Origin of the sequence: Streptomyces sp. NPDC057565 (genome assembly GCF_042801455.1) — a bacterium.
GTDB lineage: Bacteria > Actinomycetota > Actinomycetes > Streptomycetales > Streptomycetaceae > Streptomyces > Streptomyces yanii.
In genome coordinates this window covers 220,479-244,734 of sequence record NZ_JBHVFU010000007.1, presented here as the reverse complement: position 1 = coordinate 244,734, position 24,256 = coordinate 220,479, and the positions used below count along the sequence as shown (strand labels likewise).

At 70.2% G+C, this 24,256-nt stretch carries 20 protein-coding genes; 5 read left to right on the top strand and 15 right to left on the bottom strand.

The window, feature by feature from the left end; all coding sequences use genetic code 11:
- Positions 1–82 precede the first annotated feature (82 nt).
- The gene (locus tag ACFU8W_RS17620) at positions 83–3,859 is read right to left on the bottom strand and encodes a S8 family serine peptidase (protein WP_384037625.1); all 3,777 of its coding nucleotides are present in this window, start codon (positions 3,857–3,859) and stop codon (positions 83–85) included.
- Positions 3,860–4,070: 211 nt separating this feature from the next.
- Between ACFU8W_RS17620 and ACFU8W_RS17615 the strand changes: the two genes are divergently transcribed.
- The 3 genes from ACFU8W_RS17615 (at position 4,071) to ACFU8W_RS17605 (ending at position 8,223) form a co-directional block, all read left to right on the top strand.
- On the top strand, positions 4,071–5,060 hold the full coding sequence (locus ACFU8W_RS17615) for a helix-turn-helix domain-containing protein (RefSeq protein WP_345513960.1): 990 nt from the start codon (positions 4,071–4,073) through the stop codon (positions 5,058–5,060).
- 119 nt (positions 5,061–5,179) lie between these two features.
- Complete coding sequence (locus ACFU8W_RS17610) at positions 5,180–5,662, top strand: DUF456 domain-containing protein (RefSeq protein WP_384037622.1); 483 nt, start codon at positions 5,180–5,182, stop codon at positions 5,660–5,662.
- A gap of 275 nt (positions 5,663–5,937) precedes the next feature.
- A complete protein-coding gene (locus ACFU8W_RS17605) occupies positions 5,938–8,223 on the top strand; it encodes a glycoside hydrolase family 95-like protein (protein WP_384037828.1) in 2,286 nt (761 codons plus the stop codon).
- A gap of 148 nt (positions 8,224–8,371) precedes the next feature.
- On the opposite strand, the gene ACFU8W_RS17600 is transcribed toward ACFU8W_RS17605, so the two are convergent.
- The 5 genes from ACFU8W_RS17600 to rsgA all read right to left on the bottom strand — a co-directional run bounded on the left by ACFU8W_RS17600 (position 8,372) and on the right by rsgA (position 14,701).
- A complete protein-coding gene (locus ACFU8W_RS17600; RefSeq protein ID WP_384037619.1) occupies positions 8,372–10,669 on the bottom strand; it encodes an FtsX-like permease family protein in 2,298 nt (765 codons plus the stop codon).
- Positions 10,666–11,364 carry an ABC transporter ATP-binding protein gene (locus ACFU8W_RS17595; protein ID WP_384037614.1) on the bottom strand — a complete coding sequence of 233 codons (699 nt, stop codon included), beginning with the start codon at positions 11,362–11,364 and terminating at the stop codon, positions 10,666–10,668. The genes ACFU8W_RS17600 and ACFU8W_RS17595 overlap by 4 nt, the downstream gene beginning before the upstream one ends.
- Positions 11,361–11,885: a PadR family transcriptional regulator gene (locus ACFU8W_RS17590; protein ID WP_345513964.1), complete on the bottom strand. Its 525-nt coding sequence runs from the start codon at positions 11,883–11,885 to the stop codon at positions 11,361–11,363. The genes ACFU8W_RS17595 and ACFU8W_RS17590 overlap by 4 nt, the downstream gene beginning before the upstream one ends.
- 188 nt (positions 11,886–12,073) lie before the next feature.
- Positions 12,074–13,456, bottom strand: a complete 1,383-nt coding sequence (locus tag ACFU8W_RS17585; RefSeq protein ID WP_345514497.1) for an AlkA N-terminal domain-containing protein — start codon at positions 13,454–13,456, stop codon at positions 12,074–12,076.
- 72 nt (positions 13,457–13,528) lie between these two features.
- Entirely contained in the window at positions 13,529–14,701 is a 1,173-nt protein-coding gene (rsgA, locus tag ACFU8W_RS17580; RefSeq protein ID WP_384037611.1) for a ribosome small subunit-dependent GTPase A, read from the bottom strand.
- 385 nt (positions 14,702–15,086) lie between these two features.
- Between rsgA and ACFU8W_RS17575 the strand changes: the two genes are divergently transcribed.
- On the top strand, positions 15,087–15,587 hold the full coding sequence (locus ACFU8W_RS17575) for a DUF5949 family protein (protein ID WP_384037608.1): 501 nt from the start codon (positions 15,087–15,089) through the stop codon (positions 15,585–15,587).
- 133 nt (positions 15,588–15,720) lie between these two features.
- Here the strand turns inward: ACFU8W_RS17575 and ACFU8W_RS17570 are convergent, their stop codons facing one another.
- From ACFU8W_RS17570 to ACFU8W_RS17545, 6 genes are all read right to left on the bottom strand, one after another.
- On the bottom strand, positions 15,721–16,131 hold the full coding sequence (locus ACFU8W_RS17570; RefSeq protein WP_384037605.1) for a rodlin: 411 nt from the start codon (positions 16,129–16,131) through the stop codon (positions 15,721–15,723).
- A gap of 119 nt (positions 16,132–16,250) precedes the next feature.
- Complete coding sequence (locus ACFU8W_RS17565; protein WP_384037602.1) at positions 16,251–16,451, bottom strand: hypothetical protein; 201 nt, start codon at positions 16,449–16,451, stop codon at positions 16,251–16,253.
- Between the two features lie 276 nt (positions 16,452–16,727).
- Positions 16,728–17,138 (bottom strand): rodlin, encoded by a 411-nt coding sequence (locus tag ACFU8W_RS17560; protein WP_384037599.1) that lies wholly within the window; start codon positions 17,136–17,138, stop codon positions 16,728–16,730.
- 191 nt (positions 17,139–17,329) lie between these two features.
- Entirely contained in the window at positions 17,330–17,620 is a 291-nt protein-coding gene (locus ACFU8W_RS17555; RefSeq protein WP_384037595.1) for a hypothetical protein, read from the bottom strand.
- 438 nt (positions 17,621–18,058) lie between these two features.
- On the bottom strand, positions 18,059–18,292 hold the full coding sequence (locus ACFU8W_RS17550) for a chaplin (RefSeq protein ID WP_384037593.1): 234 nt from the start codon (positions 18,290–18,292) through the stop codon (positions 18,059–18,061).
- Between the two features lie 297 nt (positions 18,293–18,589).
- Positions 18,590–19,000 carry a rodlin gene (locus ACFU8W_RS17545; RefSeq protein WP_345513973.1) on the bottom strand — a complete coding sequence of 137 codons (411 nt, stop codon included), beginning with the start codon at positions 18,998–19,000 and terminating at the stop codon, positions 18,590–18,592.
- 457 nt (positions 19,001–19,457) lie between these two features.
- On the opposite strand from ACFU8W_RS17545, the gene ACFU8W_RS17540 reads away from it, so the two are divergent.
- A complete protein-coding gene (locus ACFU8W_RS17540) occupies positions 19,458–20,273 on the top strand; it encodes a chaplin (protein WP_384037590.1) in 816 nt (271 codons plus the stop codon).
- Between the two features lie 79 nt (positions 20,274–20,352).
- Here the strand turns inward: ACFU8W_RS17540 and ACFU8W_RS17535 are convergent, their stop codons facing one another.
- The 3 genes from ACFU8W_RS17535 to ACFU8W_RS17525 are packed head-to-tail and all read right to left on the bottom strand — an operon-like array spanning position 20,353 to position 24,256.
- Entirely contained in the window at positions 20,353–21,288 is a 936-nt protein-coding gene (locus ACFU8W_RS17535; RefSeq protein WP_384037587.1) for a dihydrodipicolinate synthase family protein, read from the bottom strand.
- Positions 21,285–22,292 (bottom strand): oligopeptide/dipeptide ABC transporter ATP-binding protein, encoded by a 1,008-nt coding sequence (locus ACFU8W_RS17530; RefSeq protein WP_384037584.1) that lies wholly within the window; start codon positions 22,290–22,292, stop codon positions 21,285–21,287. The genes ACFU8W_RS17535 and ACFU8W_RS17530 overlap by 4 nt, the downstream gene beginning before the upstream one ends.
- Positions 22,289–24,256 (bottom strand): dipeptide/oligopeptide/nickel ABC transporter permease/ATP-binding protein, encoded by a 1,968-nt coding sequence (locus ACFU8W_RS17525; protein ID WP_384037581.1) that lies wholly within the window; start codon positions 24,254–24,256, stop codon positions 22,289–22,291. The genes ACFU8W_RS17530 and ACFU8W_RS17525 overlap by 4 nt, the downstream gene beginning before the upstream one ends.

Here is a 24,256-nt window from a genome sequence, read left to right as displayed (position 1 = left end):
TCATCAGGAAAAAGAGGTCCGCCGGGCGACCCCACCCCCCACGGGAAGGACGCCCGGCGGACCGGTCATGGTGTGGCCGAGGTCAGCGCACCGCGTACGCGTCGACGACGGTCTGGACGACGGAGTTTCCGTTGGCGTCCGTCAGTTCCGTCTTCAGCGTGACCGGCTTGCCGGCCGCACCCGCGTGGTTCACGGTCGCGGTCCAACGCCCGTCCTGCTGTGCGGTGGTGGCCTGGGTCCAGGTCGTGCCACCGTCGTACGAGTACGAGACCTTGGCCGCGGTCAGCTTGCCGGGCGTGTAGCCGGCGTGGCCCGTGGCACTCAGGCCGATCTTCTGGCCGTCCTGCGCCGCCAGGGTCTTCATGCCGTCCGTGGCCAGGTCGTATCCGGGGAACAGCAGCGGAATACCCTGGGAGTACGCGTTCTCGTCCCGCTTCGAACGGAACTTCCAGGTGGTCTCGGTCTGGGTGGACCGCTTCCACACGGCAGCGGGCGAACCGAACTTGAAGGTCTGCATGGTGAGTTCGTATGCCGCGTCCTCGGCCGGGACGGTGAACACCCCGGACGGCCAAGCGGACTCGCCGAGCACCTTGCCACCGCTGGTGAGCCTCATGTTGCCCAGATCCCCGAAGGAGCCCTGGATACCGGCGTGTTCGCTGTCGGCCCAGAAGCCCGGGGCGACACCGATCAGGTTGTCCTGACGCTCGGCGGCGAGCACTTCGTTGCCCTGGGAGTCGCGCGGAGTGGACGGACCGACGATCCCCCGGTACCAGTTCTCCGTGCGCTTCGAGCCGGCCGTGTAGGTGTGCGCCGGGTCGACCATGGACTCGCCCCAGGGGAAGCTGGAGGAGACGTAGCGCTCCCAGGCGGTGTCGCCCGCCGAGTAGTACTCGGTGCGCTTGCCCGGGACGGCGACGGTGTCGAACGATGCGGAGTAACGCCCGCCGTACGGACGGCCGAAGACCATCGAATCGACGTAGTCGGCCGCGACACCCATCGCCTCGTACGTGGCGGTGGACCTGCCGAGTTCGCTGTCACGGACCTTGTACGTGCGGTCCGAGGTGACCGGGCCGGTCTCGGGGAAGCTCAGGTTGTAGACGAACGGGCTGGCGGCGGTGCCCTTCCAGCTCAGCTTCACGGGACCGGCGGCCAGGGCGGCGTTCAGGTCGGCGGCCTCACTCGCTTCGACGGCGAGGGAGGGCAGCGGCGCCGAGCCAAAGCCCACGGACGGCTGCCAGAGGCCGGCGGACGGCCGGTGCACGATGATCGCCTTGGCCCCGGCGGCCTTGGCGTTCCGCGCCAGGACGCTCACGGATCCGTCGTCGGCGACCTTCACCAGGGCGATCTTGCCCGTGACATCGGCGGCCTTCAGCTCCGCGGGGGTGCCGCTGCCCGCGTCGACGAGCGCGGCCTCGCCGGTACCGTCGAGGTTGACGGAGCCGGTGCTCGCGAGCACCGGGTGCAGTTCGGCGCCGCCGACGACCGAGAGCTTCTCGATCTGCGGTGCGTACGCACGCCAGGCGCTGTCGAACTCGAAGTCACCGTCGCTCGCCCGGCCCTCAATGTCGACCAGGTAGTTCTTGACGATGCGGGTGCCGGTGATGGAGCCCGAGTGCAGCCAGAGGTCGTCCCAGCTGCGGCCGAAGGCGAGGGTCGTGGAACGGTTCTCGGACGCGCGGTCCTCGGTCCTCACCTGGATCCGATGCGCCTTGCGGGCGTCCAGCACCACGGTGGTGTCCTTGGTGACGTTCAGCTGCGGGCGCGCCAGGTAGCCGACGGACTCGACGAGCCTGCCGGTGGCGTCCTTCGGGTCCGGCGACATGATGAAGCTGGAGACGAAGTAGGCGCCGGGGCGCACCTGGTACACCTGGTCGGCCGAGCCGTCGTTGAAGCGGCGCTCACCGGTGGCGGTGTCGGTGCCGATGACGTCCAGCGAGGAGGAGCCCGCGGCGGGCTTTCCGGTCCGGTCGACCAGCTTGACCCGCAGGGTGACGGTCTCCGCGCCGACGTACAGCGAGAACGGGGTGGAGACCTTGACGCCGTCGGCGCCGGTGGCCAGCACACGCCCGGTGACATCACCGTACTGGGCGGCCTTCAGCTGCGCGGTCGGGTCGATCTGCAGCGGGACCTTGACGGTGGCTCCGGCCGGGACGGTGACACTGCTCGCGTCGAGCTTCGCGACGGAGGAGCGGACGGCCGAGCCGTCGTTGCCGGTGACGCCCTGGACCTCCAGCGACAGCTTCACCGGCTCGGAGCCGGAGTTGGTGTAGGGGACGTCGACCGTGGTGCGGTCGGACTTGCCCTGAGGCCAGTTGAACGTGCCTCCCTGGACGGCGGGGGCACCGACGACGGTGGTGTCGATGGCGGCCTTCACATCGAGGCGGCCGCCGCCGGTCTCCCGCACGTCACCCGGGATGTCGCTCTTCGCGGAGGAGACGAGGGCCGCCTTGATCTGCTGTGCGGTCCAGTCCGGGTGACGCTGCTTCACGATGGCTGCTGCGCCCGCGACATGCGGGGTGGCCATCGATGTGCCGGACATCGTCCGGTACGCGTAGACACCTCGGCCACCGGCCGCCGCCGCCGAGATGGCGACGCCGGGAGCGGCGATCTCGGGCTTGAGGGTGTGCGCGTCGATCACGGGTCCGCGGCTGGAGAACTGGGCCGTGGAGTCGTCGCGGTCGACGGCGCCGACGGTCAGCACGCTCGGGGCGCAGCCCGGGGAGGAGACGGTGTTCAGCGTCGGGCCGGAGTTGCCCGCCGCGACGACGAACAAGGTGTTCTTGCTCTGGGCGAGTTCCTCGGCGGCGACGCTCATCGGGTCGGTGCAGTCGGTCGGCGTCGGACTCCCGAGGCTCATGGAGACGACATCGGCCTTCTGGTCGACGGCCCACTGCATACCGGCGATGATCCAGGACTCGGCACCGAAGCCGCTGTCGTTGAGGACCTTGCCGGCGAGCAGGTCGGCGCCGGGTGCGACGCCCTTCTTCTTGCCGTCGCTGGCCGCGCCGGTGCCGCCCACGGTGGAGATGGTGTGGGTGCCGTGGCCCTGCCGGTCGTCGGTGGTGTCGGAGTCGGTGAAGTTCTCCGAGGCGGCGATCCGGCCCTTGAGATCGGGGTGTTCGGCGTCGACACCGGTGTCGAGGACGGCGACCTTGGTGCCCTTGCCGTCGTATCCGGCGGCCCAGGCGAGGTCGGCGCCGATCTGCTTGGTCGACCTGTCGAGGGTGGCCTGAACCTTGCGGTCGAGCCAGAGCTTCTTCAGACCGGAGGCGGAGCGGGAGCGGTTGTTGGTGACGTCCGACCAGAAGTCGGTGGCCTTCGCCTTGTCCGCCTTGAGCGCGACACCGTCGATGGCGTCGAGCGAAAGGCCGCGCTTCGCGCCGCGCGGGGCGGCGGGCGCTGAACGGGCCAGGTTCTGGCCGTAGACCGCGATCAACGGCAGCGACGTGGTGCTCGCGTCGTCGTAGCCCTGGCGGATCAGTCCGGTGACGTTGAAGAGTTCCTCGTCGACCGTGCCCGCGGCGAGCGCCTCGGTCGCGGTGTCCGGGTAGACGTACAGGTCCTTGCCGGACTGCCGAGTCTGTACGAGGGGTACGGTGCCGTCCTCACGGGGCAGTGCGGTGGCCGACGGGGCCCCCGAACGGTCCGTGCTCACCAGGACCTTGTCGCCGGTGACAAGGGTGACGGTGACCGGTTTGCCGCCCTTCGCGGCGGCGTCGGCACCGGCTGCCGCGCTGCCGGTCAGCGGTCTCTTCGATGTGGACTCCGTCGGTGGCGCTGCCACGGACGGCGCGACCACGGTGACGGCCAGGACCGCGGCGGTCGCCGCCCCCAGTGCCGTACGCGATATCGGGCGCATCGCTCTCCCCAGATGAATCCGGAACAGGACAGCACAAGCTGCCTGATTCCGGAGGCTATTGGTGCTGCGGTGGGCGCCACATTGGCATGGCGACGGGCGATGCAGGGATGATGTACACGGCGGGTTTACGCCGTGGCCGCTTTCCGCCACGACCGGCCGGCCGAAGAGGGCGGAACGATGCGGAATTGATGCGTCCGGGGAGGGTCCAAGGGTGCTGGGAGCCATAGGTCTCGACGGGAGACAGGAGTCCGCCTACCGCGCGCTCGTCGCGGTGGGCGCAGCGGAGGTCTCCGACCTCGCACACCGGCTGGGACTTCCCGAGTCGGAGACCGAGCGGGCGCTTCGCCGACTGGAACAACAGGGCCTCGCCGCCCAGTCGTCCGCCCGCACCGGGCGGTGGGTGGCGGCGCCACCGGGGGTCGCCCTGGGCGCGCTGCTGACCCAGCAGCGCCACGAACTGGAACAGGCGGAACTGGCGGCGGCGCTGCTCGCCGAGGAGTACCGGTCGGACGCGGCCGAGCCGGCCGTACACGATCTGGTCGAGGTGGTCACGGGAGCGAGCGCGGTGGCGCACCGCTTCCACCAGTTGCAGCTGGGTGCGACCAGCGAGGTGTGCGCCCTCGTCACCGGGAAGCCGATTGCCGTCAGCGGCATGGACAACGAGTCCGAGGAGCAGGCGGCGACCCGTGGGGTGTCCTTCCGGGTGGTGATCGAGCGGGAGGTGCTCGCACTGCCGTCCGGAATCCTGGAGCTGTCGGCGGCCCTGAGCCGGGACGAACAGTGCCGGGTGGTCGACCGGGTGCCGACCAAGCTGGTCGTCGCCGACGCCTCCCTGGCGATGGTGCCGCTGACCGGCCGGGGCGCCGAGCCCGCGGCGCTGGTCGTCCATGCCTCCGGGCTGCTGGAGTCGTTGATGGGTCTCTTCGAGGCGGTGTGGCGCGACGCCATGCCGTTGCGGCTGGGCGAGAGCGGCTGGGCTCACGAGGACCCCGTCGGCCCCGATCCGACCGATCTGGAGATTCTGTCGCTGCTGCTGGCCGGCCTGACGGACGCGAGCGTGGCGAAACAGCTGGAGCTGGGACTGCGGACCGTGCAGCGGCGGGTGAAGGGCCTGATGGAGCTGACCGGCGTGTCGACGCGGCTGCAGCTGGGCTGGCACGCGTACGAACGGGGCTGGGTGGCCCGCACGCCGCGGGCCTGAGCGAGACGGGTCCGCCACGGCTTCGGGACTGACCCATCACCCTTCTGAGCTGCGCCGACGGCGTCCGCCCCGACCCCTGCTGACGGGCGGGACAGGCCGGACTCGGGCAGGCTGGTGAGATGGGTGTGTGGCAGCTCGTCGCCGTCGGCCTGGTCATGCTGATCGGTCTGGTGGGCGTGCTGGTGCCCGGGGTGCCCGGCCAGGCGATTGTCTGGGCCGCCGTGCTGTGGTGGGCGCTCACCGACGTGACCCCGACCGCCTGGGTCGTACTGATCGGCGCCACCGTACTCCTGCTGCTCAACCAGGCGCTGAAACCGCTGCTGCGCCCGCGCCGTCCGCGCGAGGCCGGGGCGCCGCGCAGGACGCTGATGCTGGGCGGGATCGCCGGGATCGTGGGCTTCTTCCTGGTGCCGGTGGTGGGCGGAATCCTGGGATACGTCGGGGCGATCTACGGCGCGGAGCGCCTGCGGCTCGGCAGCGGTGGCGCGGCGCGGACCTCGCTCCGTTCGGTGATGCGGGCCACCGGCTACTCCGTACTCGTCGAGCTTTTCGCGTGTCTGCTGGTGACGGGGGCGTGGCTGGGAGCGGTGCTCCGGGGCTGACCGCCCGACCTCTTCCCCGCGACCACCAGCGTGGATTCCGTCCAGGTGGACGGAAACACATCGGATCTCTCCCGGACTATTGACGCCTAGGCGCCCCTTGCTTACCTTCCGTCAAGGAATAGCTCGGATGAATTGATGCGCCTGTGTACGAGTCGCCAGGAGACGCCTTGCCCACTGCACCGGATCCTTCCCGCACGCCCGGGACCGCCCCCTCGTCGCCGTCCCACTCCCGAAGAACTGTTCTCGCCACCGGCACCGCGCTCGGCGGCGCGCTGATGATGGGCGGCGCAGCCGTCCCCGCCCAGGCGTCCGCGCCGACCACCACCCCGTCCGCGGCCCCCGGCGTCCCCGTCGTGCACTCCCCTGACGACAGCTGGCGCACCGTCCTCGACGACGCCGACCTCCTCTGGCAGAAACTGCCCAAGACCTGGTACGAGGGTCCGTACCTGGGCAACGGCCGCCTCGGCTCCGGCATCTACGCCGAACCCGGCGCCACCACCACGGCCGTCCGTTTCAACGTCCAGCACTCCGAGGTCCAGGACCACCGCCCCGAGTTCGGCTCCCTCTTCGGCCTCGCCCGCCTGCCGATCGGCCACTTCACCCTGGAACCGGCCGGCACCATCACCGGCATCGAGTGGTGGATGCGGCTGCGCACCGCCGAACTCGAAGGCACGATCACCACCACTGCGGGCACCCTGAAGCTGCGCGCCTTCGTCCACTCCTCCAACGATCTGCTGGCCGTCGAAATCACCCCGAGCGAGGGCGAGCAGGGCTTCCGCTGGGTCTTCCACCCGGCCGATGCCATCAGCCCGCGAGCCGGCTTCCAGAAGCCTCCCGCCGGCTACACCGGCAATCCGCCCGCCACCGTCGAGGAGCACGGGGGATCGTCGGCCGCCGTCCAGCCGCTGCTGGCGGGCGGCGAGCATGTCACCGCCTGGCGGGAGCGCACCAGGGGCGACAGCCGCACGCTGTACGTCACCGTCGCGCACTCCCACCCGAGGACGACGGCCCGTGACCGCGCGCTGCGTACCGTCACCACCGCTTCCGTGCTCCCGTACGGCCTGCTCGCCACGCCCCACCGCGCCTGGTGGGACCGGTTCTACCGGAAGAGCTTCCTGTCGCTCCCGGACGCCCGGATGCAGCGCTTCTACTGGATCCAGCTGTACAAGACGGCATCGGCGGCGCGTAAGGACGCGCCCGTGATGGCCACTTCCGGTCCCTGGCTCGAACCCACTCCCTGGCCCAACACCTGGTGGAACCTCAACGCCCAGCTGGAGTACTGGCTGATCCATGGCTCCAACCACCTGGAGCTCGACGCGATCACCCGGTCCCTGAGCGAATTCCGCGACAACCTCTCCAAGGAAGTGGCCGCCCCCTACCGAGCTGATTCGGCCGGACTGCCACGCACCACGGACCCGCAGCTGATCAACGGCGGTGCCACCGCCCCCGTCCTCGGCTACGGCGTCGGCATTCCCGGCCAGGACCCTCCCACCCCCGAGGTCGGCAACCTCACCTGGGCGCTGCACAACGTGTGGCTGTCCTACCGGCACACCATGGACGAGTCGATCCTGCGCGACACGCTGTTCCCGCTGCTGCGCAAGGCCGTCAACTACTACCTGCACTTCCTGACGCCCGGCGCGGACGGCAAGCTGCATCTCCCGGCGACGTTCTCCCCCGAGTACGGCGTCAACGCCGCCGACTGCAACTACGACCTGATGCTGCTGCGCTGGGGCTGCCGCACTCTGCTGGACTCGGCGAAGCAGCTCGGCGTCGACGACCCGCTGACCGCACGCTGGCAGGAGGTACTGACCAAGCTCGCTCCGTACCCGGTCGACGCCAACGGGTTCATGATCGGCGCCGGGGTCCCGTTCGCGAAGTCGCACCGTCACTACTCACACATGCTCGCGGTGTATCCGCTGTACGAGGTGACGGGTGCGACACCCGACGAACGCGCCCTGATCGAGAAGTCCCTCGCCCACTGGGTGGGGTTCGAAGGCGCTCTGCAGGGCTATACCTTCACCGGCGCCGCCTCGATGTCCGCGCTGCTCGGCAAGGGCGAGGACGCGTTGAAGTACCTCGGCCAGCTGATGAGCCGCTTCATCCAGGCGAACACCATGTACAAGGAGTCGGGCCCGGTCATCGAGACCCCGCTCTCCGCGGCCCAGTCGCTGCACGACATGGTGTGCCAGTCCTGGGGCGGCACGATCAGGGTCTTTCCCGCGCTGCCCGCCGCCTGGCGGGAGTTGACCGTCCATGACTTCCGCACCCAGGGCGCGTTCCTGCTCAGCGCGGTACGGGAGGAGGGCCGCACCCGCTGGCTCCGGCTGACCAGCGAGGCCGGCGCCCCCTGCGTCGTACGCCACGGCATCGAGGGCCCGATCGAGATCCGGGACCAGCACGGACGGCCGCTGCGGTACGAGGAGGTGGCGGACGGCACGGTCCGGATCGAGCTCCGCAAGGGCGACTCGGCGCTCATCACGGCCGAGGGTGACCGCCCGGACCTGACGATCCGCCCGGTCACCCCGAACGCCACCGCGCCACGCTGGGGCCTGCCAGTCTGAGTCCGGCCCCGGCCGCGGGTCGTACGGCGTAGGACCACCGTCCGATGCGCCGGACGATGTGGGGGTGTGGGCGATCCTGCGGCCCCGAACGAGGGGCGGCTCGGACCGACTGCAGTCAGTCAGCTGGTCCGAGCCGTCGTCGTCCCTGCTACTCGTTGCGTGCCGTTTCGGGTCCCGTGATGCGCCTGAGCAGCGGCATCGTGGATGCGATGACCCCCAGCGAGGCAACGAGCCCGGCGAGCACGATCGCGTAGTACTGGATCCCCGGTGCCCGGATCGAGTACCTGAACTGGGCCTGCACGAACAGCTGGGCAGCCAGGAAGCCCATCCCGATCGCCACCACGGCGACCACCAGGAGCGGGACCGCGCTCTCCAGAAGCACCACCCGCCGCAGCACCCCGAGCTGTGTGCCGGTCAGCCGCAGCAGGCTGAAGGGGCGCTTGCGGTCGCGCAGGCCCCCGGCCACGCTCACCGCCAGGCTGCAGCCGGCGATGGGGAAACTGACCAGGATGACCACGTCGGCCAGTTGCTGGTATCCGGCGAGCTGTGCGCCCCTTTCGGCGTGGTCCTCGCGGACGGTCCGTGGGACGTCCTGGTCGGGATACGTGTTCGCGAGGATGGTGCGCGCTTGTTCGATCGCCGACGTCGACCCGTTGGTGGCCACGACGATCTCCTGGACCGGGAGGCGGGCGAGGCGTTGGGCGGAGATGCCGGCGGCGGGCCATGCCGTGGGCCAGTGCTGCCAGTGGTACGTCCCGAAGCTGCCGTAGTTCTGGGTGACCGACGCCGCTTCGGCTCCGGAGGCGCATACGCTGTGGGCCGGCATCTTCGCGAGCTCCGTGCACGAGGCCAGGCCGGCCACCGGCGGTGTCACGGAGCCTCGGGGGCCGTGATGGGCCGGGTCCGTGGTGCCGAGCGGGTTCGTGTGGATCACCAGCACGCCCTTGACGCCAGGTACGGAGTTCAGGTCGCCGAGCGCGGCCTTCGAGAGCGGGGGCACGCTGCCGATCTGACGTCCGGTAGTGCGGTTGAAGCCTTGGACGTAGTTGGCGTCCAGGGCGCCGGCGACCGTCCGGCCGGCCTGCGGGATGCTGCGCTCGGCGTTCAGCGAGCCGATGATCCCGACGGCCGCGCTGGTGACGCACAGGGCGAGGACCAGCCCGCTGACCGCGCGGAAGCCGGCCTTCGGGTCGTCCGCGAGCCGTCGGCCCGCGACGAGCAGCGCGGGCCGGCTGGTGTGCCGGGCCAGGACGCGGGCTCCGGCCATGGTCAGCCAGGGGCCGGCGATGACGAGTCCGGTCAGGACCAGCAGGATTCCCGGGACGAAGACCCAGATCTGACCGTTGGTGCTCCTGGGCACCCGGCCGATGATGTACGAGAGTTCGGCGATACCGGCGGCCAGTGGGATCATCCGGTGGACCCGCGGCGGGCGCGGTGTGACGCGCCGGGTGACCCCGAGCGGGGAGACCTGCACGCGGCGCAGGGCGATCCGGGCCGCGATCGCGGCCCCCACCGGAACGGCGACGGAGACGAGAAGGATGTTGCTGGTCCGGAGCGTGAGATCGTCGGCGAAGTACGGCGTACTCGTGAGGTTGACCGCCGCCAGCTGCGTACGGAACAGGTGGAAGAGGCCGAAGCCGACGGCCGTACCGATGACCGCGGCGACCGTCGATTCGACGGCCGAGATCACCGAGATTTGCCGCGGCGTGGCGCCCACCAGGCGCATCGCGGCGAAGCGCTGCTCGCGACGGGCGGCTGTCAGCCGGGTGGCCGTGCCGATGAGGATGAGCACGGGGAAGATCAGGGCGGTGCCCGCGACGGAGAGGATGAGCTTGATGCCCCGGCTGTCGATGCCCGTCCTGACCGTACAGTTCGTTCCGTTGCAGCTGCTTGGGGTCACGGTGGTGATCGAGGTGACCCGGGTGGCGTCGTGTTGTTTCGCGAGCTGGTCGGGGCTGTGGCCGATGACGACGACCAGGGAGTCCGGGCCCGGGAGCGCCGCCTTGCCGACCGTGCCGACCTGGTGGCCGGGGTAGCGGTCGGCGAGTTCGGCGGCCGGGGTGGAGTGGAGGATCTTGCTGAGGGCCGGTGAGGCGTAGAACTCGCCCGGTCCGGGAAGGCGTGAGAGCCCCGGTGGGACCGGGGAGTTCGGGCCGGTGGCGGCGACGTCGACGCGGCCGATGGTTTTGCCGTCGAAGTGGTCCGCCCTGAGCAGCCACCACAGCGGGTCCGTGTCCGCCTTCGCCGCCGACTGGCTCGACGCGCTCGTGCCGGTGCCGGTGTTGAGCCAGGCGTTCCGGCTGTTCTGGGTGGCGGTGGCATTGATGGCCGCCAGGATGCTCAGCAGCAGGCCGACCCCGAGGGCGACGGCGGCCGCGATGACGGCGAGGCGGGAGGCGGCCTCCCTGCCACCGCTCAGGGTGAGGCGCAGGCCGAGGCGGATCACGAGGCGAGCCGTCCGACGGACAGCGGCGTCACCTTGCCGTCGCGGACGATGACTTCGCGGCTCGCGAAGGCGGCCACCCGCGGCTCGTGGGTGACGAGGACGACGGTGGTGCCCTCCTCGCGCACGGAGGCGACCAGCAGGTCCATCACGTGCTCGCCGGTGAGCGAGTCGAGCGACCCGGTCGGCTCGTCGGCGAACAGCACCTTGGGCCGGGAGACCAGGGCACGGGCCAGGGCGACACGCTGTGCCTGCCCGCCGGAGAGTTCGCCGGATCGGCGCCCCTCGAGACCGTCCAGGCCGAGCCGCCCGAACCACGGCCGGGCCTCGGCCAGCGCGCTCGCCCTGCGGGACTTGGCGAGCAGCAGCGGCAGGGCGACGTTCTCCTCGGCGGTCAGTTCGGGGACGAGCTGACCGAACTGGAAGACGAAGCCGAAGTGATCCCGGCGTAACGCGCTGCGCTCGGGCTCGCGCCGGGTGTCGACGCGGCGGCCGTCGAACCAGATCTCGCCGGAGTCGGGGACGAGGATCCCGGCCAGGCAGTGCAGCAGCGTGGACTTGCCGGAGCCGCTCGGGCCGGTGACGGCGAGGATCTCGCCGGCCCGGGCGGAGAGGTTCGCACCCTGCAGCGCGGGTGTCTGCCCGAACGACAGGACGGCGTTGCGCGCTTCGACGAGAAAGCCTTCGTCCGAACTCATGAGCGCACCTCGGCTGTCAGGGCGGCGAGCCGCGCCACGGTCTGGTCGATCCACCGCAGATCGGCCTCCAGGTGGTACACGCCGTGGTCGGCGAGCAGCGAGTCGATCGTGCTGCCGGTCCGGCGCAGTTCGGTCAGCTCCCGCATCCGCTCCATGTGGGCGGCGCGCTGGATGTCGAGGTACGCGCGGGGGTCGCGCTCCAGCAGCAGCGCCAGTACGACCTTGGTGAACAGCACCGTCTGCAGGTGCGGTTCACCCGCGACCGGCTCGGTCAGCCAGGTCTCGACCTGCGTGACCCCCAGCTCGGTGATCACGTAGCGCTTGCGGTCCGGCCCCGACCCGGGCTCGGTCTCGCCGACCTCGACCTTCCCGTCGCGGGCGAGGCGGCCCAAGGTCGAGTAGACCTGTCCGGCGGGCAGCGGCTTGCCTCGGCCGAAGTAGGCGTCGTAGTCGCGCTTGAGGTCGTAGCCGTGGCTCGACTCCCGTTCGAGGAGTCCGAGGAGCGCCAGAGGGACAGTCATACCTCGGTGTCTACACTCAGTATCTAGTCGACGTCAACAGACACGCCGGCCAAGCCGGTTGGCAGGGATTACGTGAAGACGACGTCGGTCGGCCGGTGGGTGCGGGCCACTGCCGGTAGCGCATGACCGCCAGGACGGGGCAGGCCGGCGCGGTCGTGAGAAGAGGCCTGAGGGCTGTCCTGTTCGGATCAGGCCGATCCGGCATGATCCGAAGACGGTCCCCGGAGCTCCAGGTGGCGCACGGCGTACGACCGCCAGGGTCGCCACCGCTCCCCCTCGGGGCGCCCGTCCGGATCCACATCGGGGTCACCGAGCGCCCGCATCCTGATCAGCGCCGCGGCCGCCGGGCCGATCCCCGGCAGCCGCAGCAGCGCACACTCGGCCTCCTCGCGGTCCGCCCCGGCGTCGAGCCGTACGTCCCCGTCCGCCAGCGCGGCCGCCAGCGCCCGCAGCGCCGGACCCTCCGCCTCTCCCGCCAGCGCTCCCGGCTCAGGGAACACATGCGTGAGCCCTCCGCAGGGCACGTCCAGAACCTTCCCGTACATCTCCACGAGCCGCTCCGCCGCGTCCCGGCCCACCAGCGTCCGTACGGCGAACTCCTCCGGGTCCGCCGCCCCCGGCGACCGCACCCCCGGGCGGGCGGCGACGCTCGGTGCGAGCAGCGGGTCGGCGCCGAGCCGCTCGTCGACGGCGTACGGATCGGCGTCCAGGTCGAAGAGGCGCCGCAGCCGCTGCACCGCCGTCGTCAGGTCACGCAGATCGGTCAGGTGGATCCGGGCGTCCAGCCACGCCCCCGCGGACCGCTCGTCGACGGCGACGATGCCCGTCCCGTACGGCAGCCGCAGGGTGCGCCGGTAGGTACGGGCGCCGGGCTCGCCGCTCATCTCCTCGATCCGGGCGACCGTTTCACCGGCCAGCAGATCGAAGACCTCACGGGCGGCGTACGGCCCGCGGTGGGCGAGCCGGAGCGGAACCCCGGTCGTGCGCGCCTCCCGTACCGCCGCGCCCAGCCCGGTCCCGGCCTCGGCCCGCAGTGCGCTCGGCGTACGGGCGTAGATCTGCCGGATCGTGTCGTTGAACTGGCGCACGCTGGCGAAGCCCGAGGCGAACACGATCTCGGTGACGGGCAGCCCGGTCGTCTGGAGCAGCACCCGTGCGGTGTGTGCGCGCTGGGCCCGGGCCAGGGCGACGGGTCCGGCGCCCAGCTCGGCGTTGAGCTGCCGCTGCACCTGGCGCGAGCTGTAGCCGAGCCGGTGGGCGAGACCGGGAACGCCCTCACGGTCGACCACGCCGTCGCCGATCATCCGCATGGCGCGGCCGACGACGTCGGCGCGTACGTCCCATTCCGCGGACCCCGGGACGGCGTCCGGGCGGCATCGCCTGCAGGCCCGGAAGCCGTGGCCCTGGGCGGCGGCCGCGGTCGGGTAGAAGCGGACGTTCTTCCGCTTGGGGGTGACGGCGGGGCAGCTCGGCCGGCAGTAGATGCCGGTGGTCTCGACGGCGAAGAAGAACTCCCCGTCGAAACGCGCGTCGCGGCTGCTCACCGCCTCGTACCTGGTCTGTTCGTCCATCACACCGTCCAGTGTGCGCCACCCCCCAATGGCGCACTCGCGGTTTTCGGACGTGGACCCACCTCCCGTGCGCTACCGCAGCCGGCCCCGCTTGGCGTCCATGGCCGCCCGGCCCTCGGCCCCCTTGCGCTTCCAGTCGCGGCGGATCTCGGACCGCACCCGGGCATCGGTCTTGGCGACGATGCGCTGGTTCTCGCGGAGCAGCTTGCGGTAGCTGTCCAGGCGCCGCTCGGGCAGCGCGCCGTCCTCGATGGCGGCGAGTACTGCGCAGCCGGGCTCGGACTCATGGTTGCAGTCGTGGAAGCGGCACTCCCGGGCCAGTTCCTCCACGTCCGAGAACACCTGCCCGACACCGGCCTCCGCGTCCCAGAGGCCGACCCCGCGCAGCCCAGGGGTGTCGATCAGGACGCCCCCGGAAGGCAGGACCAGCAGGTTGCGGGTGGTGGTGGTGTGCCGGCCCTTGCCGTCGATGTCACGGGCTGCCTGCACAGCCATCACGTCGTCGCCGAGCAGGGTGTTGGCAAGCGTGGACTTACCCGCGCCGGACACCCCGAGCAGCACACTCGTACCGCCGGAGACGATGGCGCCGAGCACGTCGAGCCCCTCCCCGGTGGCGGAGCTGACGGGCAGCACCTGCACACCGGGGGCGACGGTCTCGATGTCCTGGACGAGGTACGCCAGCGTGGCGGCGTCCGGTACCAGGTCCGCCTTGGTCAGCACCACCAGCGGCTGAGCGGCGCCGTCCTGAGCGGACGCCCCGTCCCGCAGCAGTGCGTCACCGCTGGAGCTGGACATGGCGAGCGCCAGAAAGCGTTCCACCCGCCCCAGATCGAGCTCCACGGCGAGCGAGACGCAGATGACGATGTGGTCGACGTTGGTGGCGAGGACCTGTCCCTCGGACCGCTTCGACGACGTCGAGCGCACGAAGGCGGTACGCCGCGGCAGCAGCGTCCGTACGAACTGCGGATCACCTTCGGGGTCGACGGCGACCCAGTCACCCGTGCAGACGATCCGCATCGGGTCGCGCGGCACCACGAACGCGGTGTCGGCGCGCACCGTGCCGTCGGGGGTGACGACATCGCACTGACCGCGGTCCACCCGCACCACCCGTCCGGGCAGCAGCCCTTGTTCGGCGTGGGGAGCGAACTCGGCGGCCCAGTCGTCGTCCCAGCCGTACGGTGCCAGCGGATGCGATGCGGAGGAGCCTACGAGGGAGGAAAGCGGGGAAAACGAGGAGAAAGACAAGGGAAACCCTTCAAAGGGTGGCCCCGGCGACGCGCACACGGGCGCGCAGAAGTTACGGAGAAGGTCAGCCGGCGACCACGGGAGTGAGAACGATGCTCTTCGGGATGTGGGCAGCGCCCACCGCGGCGACAGTCATCAATGTCCTCACCTCCTGGTCCAAGCACGGGCCGACACCGGCGGTTCATGCCCGCCGTCCGGAACGCTGCACACGATAGCCCGGGACCGCCCGACGGCGTCAACACATTTTGATCCAGCCGTCCGGGGGGCGCACGGAGGGCGCGCGGCCGGCCCGGTCCGGCACTCACGTCGGAGATATCCTTAGATCTCCCTTGATCAGGTGATACGCATGCACAACGACCGGTCAGCGGCCGTTAGGGTGCCGAGCATGACCTCACCCCGGACCGCCATCGGCACGTTCACACCAGCCCGGTTGGGCACTCTCTCCCTGATCGGGTGGAGTGGCGAACACCCCGAGGGCGGACACGATGTCGCCTTCCTGCTCGTCTACTCGCTGGGCGACGGGTCGGACGGCCCGGCCGCCGGTGAGGCCGCCCTGCGTGTGGCCCTGCAGCGCAGCGGACTGCCGGTCGGCGGAGGTCTCGTACGCGCCGCCGAGACACCGAACCTCCCGGTCAAGCTCCTTGTCCAGGCCGGCCAGGCGGTACTGACGCTTCCTCACTTCACCGCGCAGTACCCCGTACCACCGCAGTGGCTGGCCGCGGCCCACGAGCAGGGCGAGGCGTACGCGATGTTCGCCACCCGCCCGTGGCCGGAAGCGGTGCCCGGCCACCCCGTGAGCGAGGAGCTGCTGCGTTCCTTCGCCGCCGACGAGGACGTCATCATGACCTCAGCCCACTGCGTCCTGCCGGTGCGTTCCCTGGGCTGACCCGTACACCCGGGTATGTCCGATGCCCACCACCCCCCGTGGAGTGGTGGGCATCGGCGCGCGGGGTCCCGTACGGACACGGGAGTGCGGGCGGTCCGGGGCTCGGCCCCGGCCGCCCGCACATCACGAGGCGTCAGCTGTTGAGGGAGCCGTTGCCCGACAGCACCGGGATGTCGTCCGCGATGTGCGACAGCGCCTCGTCACCCTTGGCCTGCGTGGAGTTCTCGGCGCACTGCTGATTCTGCGGCGAGTGCAGGACGTTGACGTCCTGGACCGCGACGGGCACCAGTACGCCGACGAGCGAACCGGCGTTGGCCTTGGCCGGCAGGCCGACGCACGCCTTGTTCAGCGAGCCCTGGACGAGCTGTGCCTGCGGACTGTGGTCGCCCTGGGTGACGCTGTTGCCGAACGCCTGCTGACCATTGTTGCCGTTGACCGACGTGGTGCCCTGGTCGTTGCCGATCGCCATCGCCGCGGGGGCCGCGGCGGCCGACAGACCGACCAGGGACACGGCCACTGCTGCGCCGGCCATCATCTTCTTCATCAAGCTTCACCTTTCAGAGCGTCCCGTTGTGGAACGTACTGATCAACCGGCTACAGAAGCGTCGGTTCCGCATTACCACTCAAATGGGTTCTATCCGGAATGAGTTCGACGCTTCGAGGTCATTCACCGAGGTCCTCGCAGGAGGTGCGAGCAGCGGGCACGAGTCCGTCCGCGCCGGGCGGACCGGGCTCGGGACGCGATGCCCGGTCCCGGTCCCGCCGGGCCGCCTGCCATTCGGCGAGCAGGCGGTCGTAGATCGGGGTGTCGTCCTCCGTGTGCCGGTACCGGCCCCACGGGCGTTGGCTGTCGTACTGGTCCATGGGACGCCTGTACCCGGTTCGATGGGTGACGGCCGCCGGAACTGCGGCAACCGGCCCAGTACACCCCTCCAACGAGGGGTTCGGGCGGCCGCCCGGCGACAGGACGAAGGGCCAGTGCGTCCGGGCCGCCGGGAATCGGCTGCCGCGTGGACGGACTGGCCCCACGGGTGTTGCGGGTTCTCTGTCACGCGCTGCGGAAAGGCGGACTCGGCGCCCCCTGTGAAGCGTCCGGGGAATCGTCGAGGGCCCGGCGAGGAGCGTCCGGAACGGTACGGCTCAGCCGTTGGTCGTGCCGTTGCCGGACAGGACCGGGATGTCGTCCAGGATGTGCGACAGAGCCTCGTCGCCCTTGGCCTGCGTGGAGTTCTCCGTGCACTGCTGGTTCTGCGGCGAGGACAGGACGTTGACGTCCTGGACCGCGACCGGGACGCCGCCGACGAGCGAACCGACGTTGGCCTTGGCCGGCAGGGCGACGCAGGGCTTGTTGAGCGAGCCCTGGAGGAGCGCGAACTGCGGGCTCCAGTCACCGGCGGTGGCGGAATTGCCGAACGACTGCGCGGTGCCGTTGCCGTTGTAGGACGTGGTGCCGATGTCGTTGCCGATGGCCATCGCCTGCGGGGCGATGGCGGCGGAGACGCCGACGACCGAAGCAGCAACGGCTGCCGAAGCCATAATCTTCTTGATCACGAAATAGCCCTTCTGGAATCTCTGTCGCCTGCCTGTCCGGAGCGCTCTGATCAGCTCGCAGCGGCGGGATCAGTTGTGGCAATTCACCCGAACGGTGCTACTGCCATGCACATTCACGGAAATGCACGGCATCGACACCGGAGAAATGCGAATGCTGCCCATGGGCGGGGGAACTGCCGCCTTGCGACGGATCAGCCACCGAGGGGCACGCCACCGAGGAGCGGCGCAGCACCCTGGGCCGCACCGGCCGCCTGACCGGCGACCTCGGTGACGGTGCCCTCCTTCTGCACCGAGTCGGTGGCGCCGCTGACGGTGTCGACGATCGGTTCGACACCCTGCGGCGCCGCCTCAAGCACCTGGTTGACGCCACCGTCGAGGCTGAAAACGGGGGCCGTGGCGGTGGTAACGGCGAAGGCGGGAGCAGCCGTTCCGAGAGCAACCACGGAACCGGCAACGAACGCAGCTGTCTTCGCGTACTTCACTTTTCGGGTTCCCTTCTGCGGCGGCATCTGTTTCGGTCGCGTCCCCGCGCCGCACAAGTCTTCTTTACCTGTGACCTCTGCCGCTTTCGCCCTGGGTAACGATCCGATTCCGGCCGGGCAACTGTGTGGTCTCCTTTTTCTGTCGGACCACTCGATCGATTGCATGACTAATCACCGGAACGAGTGTCGTCGGGGTTCCGGGGCCGGAATCAGTGGTGCACTGTCAGGTGCTCCGTTCTGCGCAGCTGTCCGGGTGTCAGCCTCCAGCCGCCGGCGCTCCGCGCCCCGGGCCGGTGGAATGTCTCCGGTCGTTCCGCCGCACCCGGGCAGTGCCGCGTACCTCCGGAACGGAGAACGCAGAAAAGAGGAACGCCCCGGATCGCAGGAGATGCGATCCGGGGCGAACCGGCAATGAGCACGGGGCTCCGCCGAAAGCGGTCAGCTGTTGGCGCAAGCGCTGCCGAATGCCGGGTTGAGCAGACCGATCACACTCAGGGTGTTGCCACAGGCGTTGACCGGAACGTGAATCGGAACCTGGATGACGTTGCCCGAAAGGAGGCCCGGGGAGTTGAGAGCGGAACCATTGGCACCGGAGTCGGCGAAGGCGGGCGTAGCGGCACCGATCGCCATCAGCGTTCCGGCGGCGATAGCGGCAACCTTGGTGTACTTCACTTTCATCCCTTTCTTTGACGGAGTCCGGAGCGGTCACGACTTTCGTGCCGCACGAGCGCGGTCCTGATCGCTCGTAACTCCGCCACTGTAATTCGTAACGATGTAAGACCGTGCGCGAAACTCTTCAAGGAAAGAATTCGCGGAAATCCGCCCGAATGACGCAATACCCCGATCGCCCGGCGCCACCGCCGGAATCATCCGGCATCTCCGATGCGCCGAGGGAGTGGCGGGCAGCAGCAGGCCCGGGCCGCGCAGGGGAGGAACGCCGGCGGCCCGGGCCAGTTCGGTGCAGCTGGATCAGCTGTTCGAAGCGCCGTTGCCGGAGAGCACCGGGATGTTGTCCAGGATGTGCGACAGGGGCTCGTCACCCTTGGCCTGGGTGGAGTTCTCCGTGCACTGCTGGTTCTGCGGCGAGGACAGGACGTTGACGTCCTGGACCGCGACCGGGACGACGCCGAGGAGCGAACCGGCGTTGACCTTGGCCGGGAGGCCGACGCAGGGCTTGTTCAGGCTGCCCTGGACCAGACCGAACTGCGGGCTCCAGTCACCACGGGTCTCGGAGTTGCCGAAGGACTGCGAGGTGCCGTTGCCGTTGACCGACGTGGTGCCGGTGTCGTTGCCGATGGCCATCGCCTGCGGAGCGAGCGTTGCCGAGATACCGACAATGGAGGCGGCGACGGCACCCGTAGCCAGAACCTTCTTGATCACGATTAACCCTTCTCGTACTTGACGCCCCGTGTCGGAGCGCCCTGCCCAACTCGGCGCAGGACGTTTGGTTCTCTTCATTCACCCGAACGCCCAGGCGTCACGGACACTCGTACGAAGGCGCGTCAGGAAACTCACAATTCCACCTGGACAACGGGCTGACGAACATGCGTGCGTCAGCCGTCCGGGTGGTCACGCAATTCCCGTGGACTTTCGAGTTTCCTTCACCAATTCCCCATCGTTACGACTGTCGACAAGCGCACTTTCGGAGCGTGTCCGGCGCAGATTCACCGATTCCGTCGCGACGCGACCACTGCTTGTCGACCACAAACATGGAGAACCGTCGGGTCGGCAACCCCGGGCGGTTACTGCCACCGCCTAGTGAGAGAAATGCGGGCATTCCGCCCGCGCACGATGTCTTAAGAAAGGGCAACCAATGCGTAAAGCCTTGAGTAAAAGCATGATCGTCATGGCGGCGGCGTCAGGAATCCTGACCGCGGCGGGCGGCTACGCGTTCGCGGATGCCTCGGCCGACGGGGCGTCCGCCAATTCGCCGGGGGTCGGCTCCGGCAATGCCGTGCAGGTGCCGGTGCACGTTCCCGTCAACCTCTGCGGCAACACGGTCAATGTGGTCGGGCTGCTGAACCCGGCCTTCGGTAATGAGTGCGAGAACGCCGACAGCGGTCGGGGCGACGTCGGGACCCGGGGCGCGAGCGCCGAGGGTTCAGCCACCGACTCCCCCGGGGTGCTGTCGGGGAACCTGGTCCAGGCTCCTGTCGATGTCCCGGTCAATGCCTGCGGCAACTCCGTCGATGTCGTCGGTGCGCTGAATCCCGCGTCCGGAAACAAGTGCGGCAACGGGGACCGGCCGTCAACGACCGTGCCGCCCACCACCGTTCCCCCCACCACGGTGCCCCCCACCACGGTGCCGCCCGTCACCGTTCCCCCCGTGACGGTGCCCCCCGTCACCGTTCCCCCCATCACGGTGCCGCCCGTCATCGTTCCCCCCATCACGGTGCCGCCCATCACGGTGCCCCCCGTCACCGTTCCCCCCGTCACGGTGCCCCCCACCACCACCGTGCCGCCCACCACGACCGTTCCCCCGACCACCACGGTGCCCGTCACCGATACGACAGTGCCGCGCACCCCGAACTTCCCCGACTCGCAGCTGGCCCACACCGGGGCTGCCGACCTCGGCCTGGCGGCCGGAGCGAGTGTCGCCCTGCTGCTCGGCGGCACGGTGCTGATGCGTCGCGCCCGCGCCGGGCAGAAGTGACGTAGCAGCTGGATCGCGGACAGGTCCGGTAGGACGGCTTCGGCCGTCCTACCGGACCTGTTTCCGTAGGTACGGCCCGTCAGAGGCGGGCCAGCCCGGCGCGGTCCAGGCACGCGGCGATCCTCGCGGTCTCCGCGGCGTCCAGGCGGCGCATCGGCGGACTCATCACATTGATGGTGATGACGCCGCGCAGCATCAGCGCCGTCTTGAACGCACCGAGGCCGGCGGCGGTGGCGGAGGCCGTGCCGGGGCTGACCGCGCGAATGATGTCGAACAGGTCGACAAGGCGGTCCTGTTCGGCTTTGGCGGTGGCCCAGTCACCCCGTACCGCGGCCTCGTGAAGACGTACGTACCCGTGCGGGTCGACATTGCCCAGCCCGGGAACGGAGCCGTCTGCGCCGGCGAGCATCATCGCGTCGACGACCAGCTCATGGCCGGTGAGCACGGAGAATCCGGGTAGTTCGCGAGCGCCGAGGGCGAGCCGGCGGAACGAGCCGTCGTCACCGCTGGAGTCCTTCACTCCGGCCAGCACACCGTCCGCGGCGAGCTCCAGCAGGAGTTCCGGACCGAGCTTGCTGTGGACGCAGACCGGCACGTCGTACGCGAGGACCGGCAGGTCGAGGGCGGCGGCGACGTCACGGAAGTGCCGGTCGATCTCGGTGTCGTGGGTGCGGGTGTAGAACGGCGCGGTGACGACGACCGCCTCGGCTCCGAGCGCCGCGGCGACGCGGGCCCGTTCGATGGCGCGGTTGGTGGTGGTCTCGATCGCACCGACGAGGACCGGGACCTGTCCGGCGGCCGCGGCCGTGATGACCTTGATGACCTCGTCCTGCTGCCCGGGCGTCAGATAGGCCGTCTCGCCCGAGCTGCCGAGGGCGAACAGTCCGCTGACCCCGCCGTCCAGCAGATGGTCGACGACCCGCTCCAGGGAGGGCCGGTCGATCTCGCCGTCCGCGGTGAGCGGGGTGACGACGGGCGGAATCACTCCGGTGCGGCGGAGGGTTCGGGCGGTCATGCGGTGCTCCTTGTCGACGGTACGGGAGCCGGTGCCCCGGTGGGGGACCCGGGGGTCTGCGGATGGACGCAGTGCCAGCGGTGCTCGGCACTGCCGGCGGTCATGGCGGGAAAGACCGTGGCGCACGCTTCGTCCGCCTTCCAGCAGCGGGTGCGGAACGGGCAGCCGGACGGCGGGTTGGTGGCCGAGGGGACGGGGCCGGTCAGCACGATCCGTTCGGTGGTCTCCAGCAGGCTGGGGGTCGCGGAGAGCAGTGCCTCGGTGTACGGGTGCGCTGGGGCGCCCGCTACATCCGCCGCGCGCCCCTCCTCGACGATGCGGCCGAGATAGAGGACGGCGATGCGGTCGGCGAGGTAGCGCACGGTCTGGATGTCGTGCGAGATGAACACCATGCCGAGACCCAGGCGTTCACGCAGGTCGACCAGGAGGTTGAGGACCTGGGCGCGGACCGAGACGTCGAGGGCGGAGGTCGGCTCGTCCGCGACGATCAGCTCCGGTTCGAGGGCGAGCGCGCGGGCGATGGCGACACGTTGACGCTGGCCGCCGGAGAGCTGTCCGGGCAGGGCGGCAAGGGTGTGGCCGGGCAGCCCGACCAGGTCGAGCAGCTCCTCGACGCGTGCCTCGCGCTCCTCGCGCGTACCGCGCCGGTGCACGTCGAGGGGGTCGCGCAGGATCTGGCGGACCGTGAGCCGCGGGTTGAGGGCGGTGGACGGGTCCTGGAAGACGACGCCGACGGCGGAGCCGAATTCGTCGCGGCGCCGGTCGGCGGACATCTCCCACAGGTCACTGCCGTGGAAGTGGACCTGGCCCTCGGTGGGCTTCTGCAGTCCGGTCAGCACGCGGGCGAGGGTGGACTTGCCGCAGCCGGACTCGCCGACCAGGCCGACGATCTCACCGCGCCCCACCTCCAGGGTGGCGTCGGTGAGGGCATGCACCGCGTCGCGGCGGAACACCCCGCCGCTGCGGGCCTTGTGGCGTACGTGAACGCCGTCGAGCCTGATCACAGGGCGCTCCCTTCCAGCAGTACGGCCTGCGCCGGGTGGTGGCAGGCGAAGCCGTGGTCGTTCGTGGTGCCACGCCGCGTGAGACCGGGGGTGGTGGTGCGGCACAGCTCGGTGGCTGCGGCGCAGCGCGAGGCGAAGCGGCAGCCCTCGCCGAAGCCCTGCGGGGCGGGGACGATGCCACGGATCTGGTGCAGCCGGCCGGCGCCCGCTTCCAGGGAGACGACCGAGCCCAGGAGGCCACGGCTGTAGTGGTGGGTGGGATCGGTGAGCACGGAGCGGGTGGCGCCGATCTCGGCGAGGCGGCCCGCGTACATCACGGCGACGCGGTGCGAGAGGTCGCCGACGAGCGCGAGGTCGTGCGAGACGAGGACCATGGCGAAGCCGAGCTCGTCGCGGAGCCGGACGAGGAGTTCGACGACCTGGGCCTGGACGGTGACGTCGAGGGCGGTGGTCGGCTCGTCCGCGATGAGCAGACGCGGACTGCGGGACAGGGCCATGGCGATCAGGACACGCTGGCGCTGGCCGCCGGAAAGCTCGTGCGGATAGCTGCGCAGGGTGCGTTCGGGGGCGAGGCCGACCAGTTCGAGGAGTTCGGCGGGGGTTTTCGTGCCGCCGCGCGAGGTGAGCTGCTTCAGCTGGGTGCCGACGAGTACGGACGGGTTGAGGGAGGAGAGCGCGTCCTGGTAGACCATCGCGATCTCGGGGCCCATCAGGGCGCGGCGTTCCTTCGGCGGGAGTTTCAGCAGGTCCCGTCCGCGATACAGGATCTCGCCGCTGACCTCGGCGTTGCGGGCGAGGAGGCCCATCACGGCGAGGCTGGTGATGGACTTGCCGCAGCCGGACTCGCCGACCAGGCCGAGGGTCTCCCCCTCGTGGACGGTGAAGTCGAGTCGGTCGACGACGGGGATGGCGCCGTAGCGGTCGGGGAAGCGGATCGCGAGGTCGCGTACGACGAGGAGTTCGGCGGCGTCCTCACGTACCGCAGTGATGGTCGGCTCGGTGGCGTCGATGCGGTTCGCGAGTTTGGTGAGGGCGGCGTCGATGTCCACGGTGGACGTGGCCTCGACGGGGTCGGGGGCCGTGGCCGTGGTGGGGTCGGTGGCGGCGCGGGCGCTCTTCGGCGCGGCGGAGGCGTCGGTGAGCCCCTCGGAGAGGATGTTGAGCGCGAGGACCGTGATCAGCAGCGCGAGGCCGGGGAAGAAGGTGGCCCACCAGCCGCCGGCCAGGAGAATCTGCCGGCCGTAGGCGAGGACGCTGCCCCAGCTGGGGTCGGGGTCCTGCACTCCGGCGCCGATGAAGGAGAGGCTCGCCTCGAAGATGATCGCCTCGGCGACCATGACGGTGGCGAACACCATGACGGGGGCCATGCAGTTGACGGCGACATGGCGGAGCACGATGTAGCCGCGGCGGGCGCCGATGACCTTCTCGGCGGCGACGTAGTCCTCGCCGTACTGGGACAGCACATTGGCGCGGACCACGCGGGCCAGCGACGGGGTGTAGACGAACGCGATGGTGAAGATGATCACCGGGATGCTGGTGCCGAAGACCGCCACGAGGACGGCGGCCAGTGCGATCGGCGGGAACGACATCACGACGTCGAGGGTGCGCATGACGGACTCGTCGCCGAGCCTGCGGGAGGTCGCGGCGAGCGAACCGAGGACGGCGCCGACGGCCAGGGCGACGGCGGTCGCACCGAGTCCGATGATCAGTGAGTAGCGGGAGCCGTGCACGACCCGGGCGAAGACGTCGCGGCCGGCCCGGTCGGTTCCGAACCAGTGGGCGCCGCTGGGCGCTTGCACCGGGGTCCCGGTGGTCAGCGGGTCCTGGGTGACCAGCGGGGCGAGAACGGCGCCGAGGATGACGACGAGCAGCACGCCGAGCGCGATGCGGGAGGTGACCGGAAGGGCGCGGAACGCGATGCCCGGTCGGGACAGTCTGTTGGCCAGTCGGCCCGTGGCGAACAT